The 14,464-nt window shown below is 39.9% G+C and carries 13 protein-coding genes; 12 read left to right on the forward strand and 1 reads right to left on the reverse strand.

Annotated features, from left to right (window positions below; all coding sequences use genetic code 11):
- Positions 1–274 precede the first annotated feature (274 nt).
- From V7M78_RS00765 to V7M78_RS00815, 11 genes are all read left to right on the forward strand, one after another.
- On the forward strand, positions 275–1,090 hold the full coding sequence (locus tag V7M78_RS00765; RefSeq protein WP_333645543.1) for a hypothetical protein: 816 nt from the start codon (positions 275–277) through the stop codon (positions 1,088–1,090).
- Between the two features lie 526 nt (positions 1,091–1,616).
- Positions 1,617–2,279 (forward strand): hypothetical protein, encoded by a 663-nt coding sequence (locus V7M78_RS00770; protein ID WP_333645544.1) that lies wholly within the window; start codon positions 1,617–1,619, stop codon positions 2,277–2,279.
- On the forward strand, positions 2,269–2,559 hold the full coding sequence (locus V7M78_RS00775; protein ID WP_333645545.1) for a transcriptional regulator: 291 nt from the start codon (positions 2,269–2,271) through the stop codon (positions 2,557–2,559). Before V7M78_RS00770 ends, V7M78_RS00775 begins: the two co-directional genes overlap by 11 nt.
- Positions 2,560–2,707: 148 nt before the next feature.
- Positions 2,708–3,085: a BlaI/MecI/CopY family transcriptional regulator gene (locus tag V7M78_RS00780; protein WP_333645546.1), complete on the forward strand. Its 378-nt coding sequence runs from the start codon at positions 2,708–2,710 to the stop codon at positions 3,083–3,085.
- Positions 3,078–5,414 carry a M56 family metallopeptidase gene (locus tag V7M78_RS00785; protein ID WP_333645547.1) on the forward strand — a complete coding sequence of 779 codons (2,337 nt, stop codon included), beginning with the start codon at positions 3,078–3,080 and terminating at the stop codon, positions 5,412–5,414. The genes V7M78_RS00780 and V7M78_RS00785 overlap by 8 nt, the downstream gene beginning before the upstream one ends.
- 322 nt (positions 5,415–5,736) lie before the next feature.
- Positions 5,737–6,258, forward strand: coding sequence for a hypothetical protein (locus V7M78_RS00790; RefSeq protein ID WP_333645548.1), 522 nt, complete (start codon positions 5,737–5,739; stop codon positions 6,256–6,258).
- 261 nt (positions 6,259–6,519) lie between these two features.
- A complete protein-coding gene (locus V7M78_RS00795) occupies positions 6,520–8,196 on the forward strand; it encodes a MutS-related protein (RefSeq protein WP_333645549.1) in 1,677 nt (558 codons plus the stop codon).
- A gap of 125 nt (positions 8,197–8,321) precedes the next feature.
- The gene (locus V7M78_RS00800; protein WP_333645550.1) at positions 8,322–10,382 is read left to right on the forward strand and encodes a thioredoxin domain-containing protein; all 2,061 of its coding nucleotides are present in this window, start codon (positions 8,322–8,324) and stop codon (positions 10,380–10,382) included.
- 69 nt (positions 10,383–10,451) lie between these two features.
- Positions 10,452–11,405 (forward strand): choloylglycine hydrolase family protein, encoded by a 954-nt coding sequence (locus V7M78_RS00805; protein ID WP_333645551.1) that lies wholly within the window; start codon positions 10,452–10,454, stop codon positions 11,403–11,405.
- A 248-nt stretch (positions 11,406–11,653) separates the two neighbouring features.
- Positions 11,654–12,172: a peptidylprolyl isomerase gene (locus V7M78_RS00810; RefSeq protein ID WP_333645552.1), complete on the forward strand. Its 519-nt coding sequence runs from the start codon at positions 11,654–11,656 to the stop codon at positions 12,170–12,172.
- A gap of 4 nt (positions 12,173–12,176) precedes the next feature.
- The gene (locus tag V7M78_RS00815) at positions 12,177–12,923 is read left to right on the forward strand and encodes a GNAT family N-acetyltransferase (RefSeq protein WP_333645553.1); all 747 of its coding nucleotides are present in this window, start codon (positions 12,177–12,179) and stop codon (positions 12,921–12,923) included.
- Here the strand turns inward: V7M78_RS00815 and V7M78_RS00820 are convergent.
- Entirely contained in the window at positions 12,862–13,563 is a 702-nt protein-coding gene (locus V7M78_RS00820) for a hypothetical protein (RefSeq protein ID WP_333645554.1), read from the reverse strand. The two genes, V7M78_RS00815 and V7M78_RS00820, sit on opposite strands and share 62 nt — an antisense overlap.
- Before the next feature lie 172 nt (positions 13,564–13,735).
- On the opposite strand from V7M78_RS00820, the gene V7M78_RS00825 reads away from it, so the two are divergent.
- Positions 13,736–14,464, forward strand: a complete 729-nt coding sequence (locus V7M78_RS00825; RefSeq protein WP_333645555.1) for a YesL family protein — start codon at positions 13,736–13,738, stop codon at positions 14,462–14,464.

The following is a 14,464-nucleotide window of genomic DNA, read 5'->3' on the forward strand; positions in this document are numbered from 1 at the left end:
AAGGTTTTATAATAATATTGCGTAATTGTATAAGATATTATCAGTGCTAAAATCATAAGAAAAGTAACAATTCGAACATAAAATCACGGTAATTTCTGATAAAGTTATTATTAATTAGGCCGATATTGGTACTTTTATATATTTGCAAAAAGAAGGGAGGGATTCCAATGGATGGTATGGATTCTAGCTGATATCGCTATAGTGTTAACAAGTTAAGGTATCTTTAGGCACTAAGCATTTTGCAGCCTATATTAAATACGAGGAGGAATTTTTAATGAAAAAATTTATTAAAAGAATTGTTAGCTTTTTATTATCAATTGCAATGCTCTTATCATCTGCAACATATGTTTTTGCCCAAGAGCAGGTTTATGATGGGAAAAAATCCAATATTCATTATGAAAAAGGTAGCATAGAGGCTTTATTAGATTCTACTTCTTCCAGGAGTAGTTTTAAAGAATTAATTTATACCTATGATCAGAATGGCGAAAGTTATCGAGTATATGATCAAGTCAATAGCGATTTAACTTACACTCATTCATCGATTTTTAAAATTGAAAAAAATCAAAAGGAAACACTCGTTCGACGTGAGATTGTTAATGTAGCCAATAATATGGTAACTACAACGATTATCGAAAATGGGAAGGAAACAACCCATGTTTTAGATCTTAATAGCAGTAATAAATCTGAGTTTGCGAATGCGCCTACCCCAATGGGAACATGGGATGGATGGCCAGTAAGCAACACTTTTGAGCATTATGGAACCTTTAAATATTCCTATAGTATAACTGGAACAACCACTGCGGCTGTTACGGTGACAATTAATGCAATTGTAAAATTTGCAAACATTAATCCATATGCTAAAGTAGCAGTGACTATTATATCCGGAATAGTGAATTATATTGTTAAAGAAAATGTTAAAAGGACTTATGTAATAGAAGATGTCTCTTTCAGATGGACTCAAATACCAAATATACCTGTGCAGCAACGTGCAGTTGAACGCACTATACGTAAGTTTCATGCTGATAGTAATTATGCAACAGTAATTGATAGCGCTACAACTACTGTATATGCAAAAGATTATAAGGATTAGGTGGTAATATTAAAAAAATCATTATAAACAATATGGGATATATTGTGATTATTTTATCATTGATTATTGGAGAAAAGGTTAAAACAAATGCTTCTTGGTTAAATATTATAAAATCTGAATCTGGAACTATTTTTTTTCTTATTCTTATTATAATTATTGTAGAAGTAATGATAACTGTTTTTAAGGATTAGTTTGGTAACAAAATAAAGGTTTAAGACAGAAAAATCTGGTGGGAACCACTACCCCGATAGGAATTTTGGGCACTCACCATGACTGGCGAATGTCTATTTGGAGATTTCTCACCTAATAAAACATTGAAGAACTATTATAATCGGATCGACATATCTAATCAAAGCAGAGTCGTTCCGAAAAAAAGATATCGCTTAAAACGATATCTTTTTTATATTAACATATTTAATAAAGCGCTTAATAATATAAAGATAAGTATAAAAAATTAGCAAATATAAAACTGGTTAAGATTGGGGGAAGGGGACAAAAGACGGTGCTTGCAGAAATGGAGGATTTTATGAATTTAGAAAAAGAAAAAGCTTATGATGATCTTACAACTATAACTGAAACTTTAGAACAAACAAGAAAAGACTATAGTGGTCTATATGAAATATTGTGGAGATATGGTGTGATTCAGATAGCCCTTTGTGTATTCCCCATTGTATTGAGAAAAGTTTGGGGGGATCATAGTTCATTTGGATTTATTGCATTGGCATTGGGGATATTGGCAGCAGTATATATGCTGATTATCTATTTTAAGATATATAATAAAGAAAATATCACTTCAAATAAGTACTACTTAAGTTGTCTTGGTATGTGGGGAGTTATCGCGGTTGCTTTACCATTTGTTGAAATTGCAGTAAGAGGAGTGATATTAGCAGTATCTCCCGAAAGGGCACTTGATTTATTACCGAGACTGCAAGAATTTGATATGCTTATAAATATATTACTTGTATGTTTTTGCTTTATTATTTGTGGTTTTATAGTTAATAGAAAAGGTCTTGTTATTTTGTCAATCATAATTTTGTTTGTTTTTATAACCTTGGATATGTTGTATTATAATTCGGGTGTTTCTGGGAGAGGTCCTGCTGCTTTGATCATATTTTATTATATTTGCATTACTGTAGGGTACATTGGATTATCTTATATATTACGACGGAGTAGTAAAGATGGATATTAATAATATACCGGAGGCTTTAAGTCTGCCACTTAGATTAAAATTAATTAGTTGCCTTGTAAATGGAAAAAAGACATTTAATGAATTAAAAGATTTGGTTGAAGCATCGGATGGAAATATGAGCGTTCAACTATCGAAATTAGAACAATGGGGATTTATAACATCAGTAAAAAAGATAGATGGGAAGAAAACTAAGACTACTTATGAAATAACTGATTATGGAATTTGTATGTTAAAGGAATATGTAGAGTTATTAAAAAAGGTTATTATGGAAGCTGATTAACCCTATCTTATTAGTATTTTTGGTAATGTTACAGTTACAACGAGTGAATACTCGGCAGAGTTTTTCTGGAGATATTTCCCTCTTGCATATTTGGTCTAAATGATATAGACTATAATCAGTCTAATAAGTTTAGATTGGAGAGAATATTATGGCTAAGGATATAACACTTACTACAGCAGAAGAAAAGCTGGCAGTTTTGATCTGGCAGAATGCGCCGCTTTCTTCCCCGGATCTAGTCGCTCTTGTGGAGCGGGAAATGAATTGGAAGAAGTCAACAACTTACACGGTATTAAAAAAACTTTGCGATAAGGGTGTATTCAAAAACGAAAATGCCAGTGTGTCGGTGGTTCTTACCCAAGATGAGCAAATTGCCCGTCAGAGCCGCCGTTATGTAGAAGATACATTCGGCGGGTCGCTTCCTAAATTTATCACATCATTTTTTAGTGGCAGGAAATTAACACCAGAGCAGGCAGCAGAGCTAAAACGGCTGATCGAAGAGCATGAGGAGGGCGGAAACAATGGATAAACTGTTCCTTGCAATTCTAAACATGAGCCTTATGGGTGCATTTGTTATCGCAGCCATATGTCTTGCCCGTCTGCCTCTAAAAAAGGCTCCTAAAATAATTTCCTACTGCTTGTGGGCAGTGGCAGGATTCAGGCTTGTATTTCCATTTTCAATCGAAAGCGTTTTCAGTTTAATACCATTTAAGGCTCAGACCATTCCCCCGGATATAGCCATACAACCTACACCGCGTATTGATAGTGGTATTTCTATTGTGAATAACGCCATCAGCAGCGTTCTTCCTGTTGCTACACCGACTGCCAGCGTAAATCCGCTTCAGATATGGATTATTATTGGTGCATTTGTTTGGCTTGTTGGTGCTTCTGTACTGCTTATTTACGGTGTGGTTTCATTTGTTGTTCTTAGGAAAAAAATGAAACATGCATCTCACATTGATACAAATATCTACGAAGCCTCAAATATTAAATCGCCTTTTGTGCTGGGCGCTTTCAAACCGAAAATCTATCTTCCTATTGGCTTATCCGGCCAGGAAAGAATCTATATTCTTTTGCACGAACAAACCCACATCAGGCGATGTGACCATATTGTAAAAATTGTGGCCTTTTTTATTTTATGTTTACATTGGTTCAATCCCATGGTATGGCTGGCATTTATTCTGATGGGTGCTGATATGGAAATGTCCTGCGATGAGCGCGTACTGAAAGAAATTGGCAGCGAAGTTAAGAAGGCTTACTCTATGTCTCTGCTGTCGTTAGCCACGGAAAGGCGTATCATAGGCGGCAGTCCGCTTGCCTTTGGTGAAGGCGGTATAAAGGAAAGAATAAAAAATGTACTGAATTTCAAAAAGCCGTCAAGGAGGATTGTGATTGCTATAGTGGCATTGGTGATGGTGTTCAGTATAGGTTTTTTGGTGAATCGCCCTACGGATAGAAATAATTTGGATTCAATCACACCAAGGTCTATGAATGATGTTGTTAATGAGCCGCACTTTGCCGGAACTGTAATCGAAGTGCATGACAATACTATTCTTGTGCGTGTTAATGAAGGTGAGGAGGCGCGCAGAAGCAGTGACTTGATCAGTGTTTCTCTTGATGTAAAATTGAAAGACAGCATGACTCATTTTACTGTTGGTGACAAGGTTATTGTCTATTATAACGGGCAAATTGCCGAGTCTTATCCGGCGCAGGTAAATACTGTTTATGGGATTGTTCTCACAAGTCCTGATATGAGTATAAACATGGAAGACATTGACCGTCTTTCCGCAATGGGAACACCTTACGTAGGAGACAACAGCGCAGTCGGCAATATTGTAAATGCGCTTCCAAGGATTAATAGAGAGTATAGGCAGCAGTTTTTTTCTATAGGAGATGATTACGGCACAGGCCATACTCCTTATACGCTTACCGTTTACTATGAACCTGATGACACAGAAGCCGGCGATGCACGAACTATAACGGTTACGCCGAAAAATGCCGTATTGCTGTTTATTCTGATTGATAACCTTGAAGAAGTAAGTTATGCATTTCGTTCAACACCCAGTGGCGGAGAAATAGATAAGGCGGCTTATAACACCATCGCAGTATATAACAGGAAGGATGTTTCCGAATATCTTGAAACCATAGGATTGGAATGGGAAGATTTCAAGAATGACTGGAAGGGTTCGGTTGAAAAGATGTACGCAGCTCCCTCCCCTGTCTCATACCAGTCCCAGGACATAACTATTGAAGATGTGCGAGCTCTCGCTAAAAAGGGAGATGGCCTGTTGTTTGAAGACTTTCAAAAATATGCCGGTGTAAACACCAGCTCAAGAACTGACTACAATATAATTGCCTACAGTGTTGAGGAAGGTTATCGTTTGATCGTACATTCAAATGAGAGCGGAAAGCTTGATATGGTGAACCTTGAAAGTATTTGGGAGAGCAGCGGGAGTGGCATTGACATCCGGTATGGAGATATGGAAGAGTTTTTGAGTAAACGGCCTATTGTTATGTTGGTGAAAGGTGGTATAGCAACACCATTGGGAACAACCGTTACTCTTAAAAATGTTACGGATTTTGAATACATTTATGGCGAGAGTTACACTATACAGCGAAAAGATGATGGCGGCTGGATAGATGTTGAACCTATCATTGAAAATTATGGTTTCAACTCCATTGGATATATGCTGCCAGCGATGGAAAGCAAGGAAATGTCTATCGATTGGGAATGGCTTTACGGAAAACTTTCCCCGGGTGATTATCGAATCGTTAAAGATGCATCTCTTGTCATGTCACCGGGTGGCTATGGTACATTTCGATTATATGCAGCATTTACAGTGGCAGGCGAAAGCTAAAGTCTGGAGAAACAGCGGACGGAACAAAAAATCAGGGATTTATTAACTAGGACTGATGTTTCTGAAAATGAGATTGCCGCTGATTGTGCTGTTATAAGGGATCATGCTTATGACCATGTGGGTATTGTGCTATTTACCGATACAGAAAAGAATACCATCAATATGGCATTTTTAGACGAAGAGGCAACCCCTGCACTTGTAAAATAACCTTTTCCATACAGGGCATTGATGTGAACTTTACTGTGGAAAATGAATTATAAGACGTGAAATTGTGTGGACGTGAAGTTTGAGCTATTGTATGTTAGGAGGGGGGCTGCAAATAATGAATAAAATAAAAATGATTTTTACTTTTTTAATCATCTCCATCGTTTGTCTGGCTCTCATATTCATCTATGGGTATAGCCCATATACATATGAGTGGAATGGATGCAGCATTAGCTTTCCTGATCGGAGTTGGAAGAAAGTTATGTCAGGGGATAGTAGTGTGGCAGGTTTTACATCTGTAAATAATGGAAGCGTTGAAATAATCTGCACAGGTTTCGACGATCCTGCTAAGAATATATTATTGTATCCGAGATTAAAAGAGCAGGCAAAAAAGATTTTGGAGGACAAGCAAATTGGAAAAGGCTATGAAGTATTCACTTTAAGCTTTTCCAATGATGATGTAAGCAAAGAATATGAATCTTCCTTTGGAATTACTGGTAGTGACTATAAACATGGGTTATTGAAGGGAATAGAAACACCGGAACAAACTTACCAGATTTTGATATTAATGAATCGTGACGATGCCAAAAGTGTAGAATCTGCTCATAAAATTATGGACTCAATTATTGTAATCCCTTAAAGCTGCAAGGATTGATGATGATTTTATGGATCGCTGCCATAATAATATGCAGTATATTTATATTTTAAGTAAAAAAGAATAAACGTAAATCAAGATGGTTCTGGAATAAGTTTCAGAACCATTTCTGTCAATATTGCTTTCAGCATTGAAGTTTGCTCATGGCAGGTATACAATAAAAGATAATAACATATTGTTCTATCGGTCGCTGGAATACCATAAATCTCCCGTTTTAGCAGGCTATACGGCTGGAAAGAGGAAACTATGAAAACATATATAATTGTTATATTTTTAATTGCAATCATTACATTGAATATATTTAATAAAGTAAAGAAACGTCTGTATTTATTGAAAAAACAAAAAGCTAAAAATTATTTGCATCAAAATTTCGGGAAGACAACCTCCAAAAATCATATTAACCTGGGAGCTGTCCAAAGAGATTGGATTTCAATTTCTAAAAACATACCTGATAAAGACAAAATCGATGATATAACCTGGTTTGATTTAGAAATGGATCAGATTTATGATGAAATAAATAATTGCCAATCGTTTGCAGGGGAACAAAAGCTTTATTCCATGCTTCATACAATTGGAAACCATGGAACAGAATACGAAGCATGGAAAGAAAAAGTTGAATTTTTTAATAATGAAGAATCAGAACGCGATGAAATGTGGTATTTAATTTCCCATTTGGGTAAAGAGACAGACAGTTATTATTTACCTATGTATATAGATAATTTGGAAGCATTTAGAATTCCCAATATAGATTTTTATCGTTTTATGAGAGTCTTGTTATTTCTTTCCTTCATACCAGCAGTAGCAACTATAAATTATGTATATTTGTGGTTCCCAGCCTTTACAGCGTTAGCTAATATTGTCATATATTCTATTCAGAAAAACAGGTATGAAGCATATTTGAATATGCTGAGCAGTATTTTGCGAATCATGAGAGCGGCACAGCAAATTGTAAGTTCAACAGAATTAAAGTATGAAAGTAAATTCAAGGATTTAAGTGAAAGAATCCATGTATTTCAAAAATTGCTTTTGATTATCGGAAAGCTGCAATACCGTTTTAAATCCAGTATATCAGGAGATGCGATGACTCTGGTGGAGTCGGCAACTTTTGGGATTACATTATGGGATTTGATACAGTATGACAAAGTAATAAAACAATTAATTGGGCACCAAAGAGAATTAAGAGCTTTATATGAAATTATTGGACAAATAGATGCTGCTATTTCTGTAGCTTCATTTAGAAAAAGCTTACCATTTTATTGCATGCCTCAGTTTGATGATAAAAGCGTAATAGAAGTAAAAGAGATCTTTCATCCGTTTGTAAAAAACCCTGTTTATAATTCTGTAACGATTAATAAAGGGTGTATGATCACAGGGGCAAATGCCTCTGGAAAATCTACCTTTATTAAGGTACTGGCAATTAATGCAATATTAGGCCAAAGTATTAATACCTGCATTGCAAGCGGATTTAAGATGCCCCATTGTGCAGTTGTGACGTCTATGGCTGTTCGTGATGAAGTTGCATCTGGAGAAAGTTATTACATAAAAGAAATCAAATATTTAAAGAGGATTATTTCTTTATTGAATAATGATACAATAGTATTTAGCGTAATTGATGAAATACTTAGAGGAACAAACACAAATGAAAGGATTGCTGCATCTGCATCTATTTTAAAATATATATATGAAAAAAATAGTATAACAGTAGTTGCAACACATGATATTAAGCTAACAGAGATGCTAAATGGTTACTTTGATTGCTTTCATTTCAAAGAACACATAAGTGAAAAAAAGATGTCATTTGAATATAAAATTTATTCTGGACCTGCGACATCGACAAATGCACTTCGCCTATTGGAATATATGGAGTTTCCGGAAAAGATAATTGAAGAGGCTGAAAAAATATCATTGGGCTTATGTGAGTAAGAAAAAGGCATCTATAATTGCAATTTTTATGCTGTCGGATATATTAATACTTTGGATTTAACAGGGGTAAGTTTTACAAAGCTGGATACAATAATTACAAATTTTAATTAAAAAGAGGTGTTGCTATGCCTGACTCTAACAAGATTTCCAATAATTTAATCAATGAAAAGTCCCCGTACCTGCTCCAACACGCTTATAACCCCGTTACCTGGTACCCATGGGGAGGGGAAGCTTTTGAAAAAGCAAAAGCGGAAGATAAGCCGGTCTTTCTCTCCATCGGATATTCCACCTGCCACTGGTGTCATGTCATGGCTCATGAATCCTTTGAAGATGAAGAGGTGGCAGAAGTCTTAAACCGGGATTACGTGGCTGTAAAGGTGGACAGGGAGGAGCGGCCGGACATTGATTCTGTATACATGTTTGTATGCCAGGCCCTGACCGGCTCCGGCGGCTGGCCTCTGACTATTATTATGACGCCGGAGCAAAAGCCTTTTTATGCCGCAACTTATCTCCCAAAGCTTTCCAGATGGGGCTCTGCCGGACTGCTGGATATTTTATCTTCCATTCAAAGGCTGTGGAAGAATGAAAGAGACCGTGTTCTAAGCGTAGGAGAAGAACTGACAAGTTTATTAAATAAGGAAACCCGTTCCCAATCAGAAACAGAAGAGGAGCCTTCCAAAGAACTTTTAAAAGCAGCGTCAAATACCCTTTCCAGGGCCTTTGATAAACAGTGGGGAGGCTTTCATAGAGCCCCCAAATTTCCCATGGCCCACAACCTGATTTTCCTTTTCAGGCATTATCTGCTGGAGGGCGGGGAAAATGTGCTTTCCATGACGGAAAAGACTTTGAAACAAATGTACCGGGGCGGCATGTACGATCACATCGGAGGGGGATTTTCCCGCTATTCCACCGATGAAAAGTGGCTGGTTCCCCATTTTGAAAAGATGCTCTATGACAACGCCCTTTTGCTATATGCCTATACGGAAGGCTTCCAAATCACCGGAAATCCATTTTACGCCATGGTTTCAAAAGGAATCCTGGACTATGTACTTTCCGTCCTTACTGATGAAGAGGGCGGCTTTTACTGCGGCCAGGATGCGGACAGCGAGGGAGTGGAAGGAAAGTTCTACACCTTTGAGAAAAAAGAAATTATAGACATTCTGGGAAAAGAGCAGGGAGAGGTATTTTGTCAGTGGTTTGGCATAACAGAAGCGGGCAATTTTGAAGGAAAAAATATTCCAAACTTAATCGGAAATGAAGATTTTGAAACAGAAAACCAGGAAATAAAGGCATTGTGTCAAAAGCTTTACCAATACCGCCTAAAACGAACAACCCTTCACACAGACGATAAAATACTCACCTCCTGGAACGGCCTTATGATCGCCGGAGTGGCAAAAGCATATAAGATTCTCGGCGACAGCCGATATTTAGAAGCCGCCCAAAAAGCCCATGCTTTTATAGAAAAGAATCTGAAAACCCCGGACAACAGGCTTTTTATCCGGTATCGCGACGGAGAAGCGGTCCACGACGGACAGCTTGATGATTATGCCTTTTACGCCTTCGGCCTTTTAGAACTGTACGAAGCCTCCCTTTCCGTCACATATTTAAAAGAAGCGGAAAAAGTTTCCGAAAAGATGGTGGACTTATTTTTTGATGAAGCCGAGGGCGGCTTCTACATGTATGCCCATGATAGAGACAGGCTCATCAGCCGCCCCATGGAGTTTTACGACGGCGCTCTGCCATCGGGAAATTCTGTGGCAGCCTATGTATTAAGCAGGCTCTATCACCTGACAGGGGAAGTGAAGTGGCAGGAGGTTTTGGAAAAGCAGATTTCCTGCATGGCAGGAGCAGCAGCTCAAAGCCCTGCAAACCACTGCTTTGCTCTCATGGCTTTTCAGACTCTTCTTTATCCTTCCGCGGAAATCGTGGCAGCTTCAGCCCGGGAGCCGTCGCGTGAGGAAGTGACCACACTCCAGAGGGAAATCGCAGGAAATATAAGTCTTCTATGGAAAACAGCAGGAAATCAAAAAGAGCTTTCTGAATCAGCTCCCTTTACAGCGGATTATCCCATACCTGAGTCCGAAACAAAGTATTACGTCTGCAGCGGCGGAACCTGCCTGCAGCCGGTGGACACCCTGGAGGAAGTAAGGAGCCTAATAAAAACCCTGTCTGACCGTCTGTCCTGATTTTATCATAAAAATAATCTGCCTCCTATATAAATAAGTAAGCATTGATAGAAATAGGAGGTAGATTTTATGTGCACTGCTATTACCCTGCAAACACAGCAGGGGGAAACCTTTTTTGGAAGGACTATGGATTTTTCTTATGATATTGAACCTCACCTGTTCATTGTCCCCAAGCATTACCAATGGACCAACTGTGTGAATATGACGGCTCTGTCCAATACCTACGGCTTTATCGGCATTGGACAGGAGCTGGAGGGAAAGCTCTTTCTTTTTGACGGGGTAAATGAGATGGGATTTGCAGCGGCAGCCCTCTATTTTGCAGGCTGTGCAAAGTATGATGCCTGTTCTGAAAATGGGATTGCGGCTTATGATTTTCTTCATTATATACTGGGGAACTGCTCCTCTGTAGAAGAATTAAAGACATTGGTAAAAGGCGTTTCCGTTGTAGGGGTAAAGGACCCGGTTACCGGGACTGCGGCGCCTCTTCACTGGATTGCAGTTGACAGAAGCGGAGCCTGCGCTGTAGTGGAGATCACGGAAAAGGGAAAGGCAGTCATGGAAAATCCCATGGGCGTTCTGACAAACAGTCCAGAATTTCCCTGGCATATGACCAATTTAAGAAATTACATGGATGCTTCTCCCTGGCAGACAGAAAAGGTCAACTGGGGACAAGTGGAGCTGACTCCCTTTGGACAGGGAGGAGGATCTATGCCTCTGCCGGGAGGCTTTACTTCCCCGGAGCGATTTGTCCGGGCTTCCTATTTAAAATCCCATGTCCCGGAGCCGGAACATGGAGGGGAAGCGATCACTTCCTGCTTTCACGTCATGGAAAACATATCCGTTCCAAAGGGGGCTGTTATTGCCGCCCGGAACGTTTATGACTACACAAAATACACCGCATTTATCAATATCAATACCTGCGAATATTTTTTCAGGACCTATGATGATTTTCAGATCGGTACCACTCGGTTCTTTGAATACAATTTTTCGGCTCCGAGGCTTGTAAATCTTGGGGGCTTGTAATGAACAGAAATGTCCAGAAAAAGGGAGGGGGAGCTGATGACGAATCATCAGCTCCTGTATTATGAAAAAAAGTCTTTCAGCAATTCTTTGCTATGTTTACAGTATATCCATGAAACATGAAGAAATAATATTATTTTTGTAAAAGGTTTTTAAATAAAATTTGAACAAAATATGAACATGTGGACAAACGTCCATGTATTTGATAAAATATTGCTAGATGAGAAATCTAACTCAGAAGGGAGATTAACATGAAGAATCCGGTTGTAACAATTACAATGGAAAACGGCGATGTGATGAAAGCAGAGCTGTATCCGGATATTGCACCAAACACAGTGAATAATTTTATCAGTCTCGTAGAAAAAGGCTTTTATGACGGGCTGATTTTCCACAGAGTAATCAGCGGTTTTATGCTTCAGGGCGGATGCCCGGAGGGAACAGGAACAGGCGGTCCCGGCTACTCCATCAAGGGAGAATTCAGCCAGAATGGATTTCCAAACGCTTTAAAACATGACGAAGGTGTTTTGTCCATGGCAAGAGCCATGCATCCTGACTCAGCCGGTTCCCAGTTCTTTATTATGCACAAGGCATCTCCTCACTTAGACGGAGCTTATGCTGCATTCGGCAAGATTACAGAAGGCATGGATATTGTCAACAAGATCGCTGCTGTAAAGACCGATTACAGTGACCGTCCTATGGAGGAGCAGAAGATCCGATCCATGACAGTGGATACCTTTGGAGAAGCTTATTCCAAGCCACAGGAGAGCTGATGCAATGACCTGGGAGAGGGAAATCACCGTAGAAGGAGCCGTTTTCCGGGTTACCATATCCGATGACTGCAAAGCCCTGCATTCTGCTTATGCGGAAGGCAGGGCTGTTATTGGTTTATGGGACCGGGAGAAAGAGAACCAGAGCCTTGTTCCGGCAGCCTATGTTGTAGAAAAGCTGGAGGATATTGACGATGTTTTTCTGGAACGGGTGGTCAGAAGAAGGCTGGGCCTTCCCTGGGTCATTACCCGAACCAGCCGTCTGACCGTCCGGGAAATGGTTCCCGGAGACTATCTTCTGATTCCTGATGAGCCGGAAGCAGGGGAGGAAGGACGCCGTTTTTTAAGGGAAGAATATTTAAAAGATTATATCAGATGCCAGTATGGCTTTTATGAATACGGAATCTGGGCCCTGGAGAAACGTGACAGCGGCAGACTGGTTGGAAAGGCCGGTCTTTCCAATCTGGATTTATCTATGTATCCGGAATTTTCTTCTTCCATAAAAAAAGAGGATACCCCGGTGGAACTGGGATATCACATTTTTTCTCCCTACAGGAACCAGGGTTATGCAAAGGAAGCCTGCCAGGCCATTTTACAATATGGAACCCGGGAGATTTCCAAACAGATTTACGCCAGAATAGACCGGACAAACCTGCCTTCCTTAAAGCTGGCGGAGAGCCTGGGCTTTCGGCTTATAGCTCAAGGATATAGCGGATCAGCTTCAGGCATGTGTCTGTACGGGTGGAATTGCTGACAACAGACAGAACAGGTTCTTCCATAATAAGTCCTGTCCGGTCACAAAAGTCCGTTTCTCCGATGAAGATGCCGGTTGCAGCAGTTTCTCCGGTTTCTTCATTGGTGGACATATAAAGGCGGTCCTTTACCTTGTCATATACATCAGCCGGAAGAAGCTCTTTTAAGTCGGCAAAGCCGCCCATGGAACCATAGTGTGCGGCGGTTTCCGGGTTTCCGATCATAATATCCAGATCCTTGGTCGAGATCACAGCAGTGACTTTGGCAAGGGAGGCATAGGTGAGCTCGCTCATGGCCGACTCGTCAAAGGTCAGGGACATAGAGGAATCCACATCAATTTTTACATTTTCATCAAGTCCCGCATACTGGCGGAAATCCTGGTCAAAGTAAGAAGACAGGAGGTCTGTGTCACTGCCTGGCCTGCTGTTTAAGATGAAGCAGGAGAGGGCCGTTTCAAACCGGTTCTGGTACATGGCTGAGCCGATGGAACCTATGAGGGCCAGGGCTGCCATAATGCTTAAAATGGGAATCTTATAATATTCCCAGATATACCAAAGTCTGTCCTTGATGCTCATGTTCTTCAGCTTTTGCTTTTCCTCCTGCAGGGAATCTTTTAAGGTCTTGTCTTCATAAGGTGTCATGGTTTGCGCCTCTTTCTTCATTTTTCGGGGGAACTTTTTAGATTATACCATATGAAAGACAGCTTTCCTTAAAATAATTATGAAATTTTGATGAAATAAGGGAGAAGATTTGATTTTTCCAGGTACATGGGCTATAATATTTTTCAATTCTACGTTTGGAGGGGAACAACATATGTTTTCTAACTTTTTTAATTATGACAATCCAGTCTGGCGGTTTATCGGCAAATTCGGGGACCTGATTATTTTAAACATCTTATGGATTGTGTGCAGCCTTCCGATTTTCACCATAGGCGCCTCTACTACGGCAGTCTATTACGTGACCTTAAAGCTGGCCAGGGATGATGACGGGTATACCATCCGTTCATTTTTCAAATCCTTTAAACAGAACTTTAAGCAGGCCACAATTATCTGGCTGATTATGCTGGCAGCAGGCGTAATTCTTGGAATCGACGTATACGTCTTTACCAGATTGTTTACGGGCGGAGAGAGCTTTCGGACTGTAATGCTTACCGTATTCATTGCCATGGCTTTAATCTATGCCGCAATCTTTACTTATATCTTCCCTCTGCAGGCCAGATTCTTCAACACCGTCAGGCGGACCTTTTTCAATGCATTTTTCATGTCCCTGCGCCATTTGTTCCGCACCATCGGAATCCTGGCTATTAACGGAGCTTTGATTGCTGCCGGATTTGTTCTTATGATCCCCCCAGTGATGATGATATTAATGCTCTTTGGCTTTCCCCTTATTGCATTTATCAATTCCTACATCCTATCCCCCGTATTCCAGCGGTACACGCCCGAGGAAAAGAGGGATGGAGAGGAAATGAGGCCCTTATTTGCAGATGAGGACAGTGAAAACAGCCTTTTAAGGGCAAGGGAAGAGCAAAAACCGGAGGAGTAG

It is taken from the genome of Lacrimispora sp., from assembly GCF_036758025.1.
GTDB lineage: Bacteria > Bacillota > Clostridia > Lachnospirales > Lachnospiraceae > Lacrimispora.

Bases quoted from the DNA above. Each gene is read 5' to 3' on its own strand.
- V7M78_RS00820 (WP_333645554.1), bottom strand. From the start codon at position 13,563: ATGACACCTTATGAAGACAAGACCTTAAAAGATTCCCTGCAGGAGGAA.
- V7M78_RS00780 (WP_333645546.1), top strand. From the start codon at position 2,708: ATGGCTAAGGATATAACACTTACTACAGCAGAAGAAAAGCTGGCAGTT.
- V7M78_RS00790 (WP_333645548.1), top strand. From the start codon at position 5,737: ATGAATAAAATAAAAATGATTTTTACTTTTTTAATCATCTCCATCGTT.
- V7M78_RS00825 (WP_333645555.1), top strand. From the start codon at position 13,736: ATGTTTTCTAACTTTTTTAATTATGACAATCCAGTCTGGCGGTTTATC.
- V7M78_RS00785 (WP_333645547.1), top strand. From the start codon at position 3,078: ATGGATAAACTGTTCCTTGCAATTCTAAACATGAGCCTTATGGGTGCA.
- V7M78_RS00795 (WP_333645549.1), top strand. From the start codon at position 6,520: ATGAAAACATATATAATTGTTATATTTTTAATTGCAATCATTACATTG.
- V7M78_RS00770 (WP_333645544.1), top strand. From the start codon at position 1,617: ATGAATTTAGAAAAAGAAAAAGCTTATGATGATCTTACAACTATAACT.
- V7M78_RS00775 (WP_333645545.1), top strand. From the start codon at position 2,269: ATGGATATTAATAATATACCGGAGGCTTTAAGTCTGCCACTTAGATTA.
- V7M78_RS00805 (WP_333645551.1), top strand. From the start codon at position 10,452: ATGTGCACTGCTATTACCCTGCAAACACAGCAGGGGGAAACCTTTTTT.
- V7M78_RS00810 (WP_333645552.1), top strand. From the start codon at position 11,654: ATGAAGAATCCGGTTGTAACAATTACAATGGAAAACGGCGATGTGATG.
- V7M78_RS00800 (WP_333645550.1), top strand. From the start codon at position 8,322: ATGCCTGACTCTAACAAGATTTCCAATAATTTAATCAATGAAAAGTCC.
- V7M78_RS00815 (WP_333645553.1), top strand. From the start codon at position 12,177: ATGACCTGGGAGAGGGAAATCACCGTAGAAGGAGCCGTTTTCCGGGTT.
- V7M78_RS00765 (WP_333645543.1), top strand. From the start codon at position 275: ATGAAAAAATTTATTAAAAGAATTGTTAGCTTTTTATTATCAATTGCA.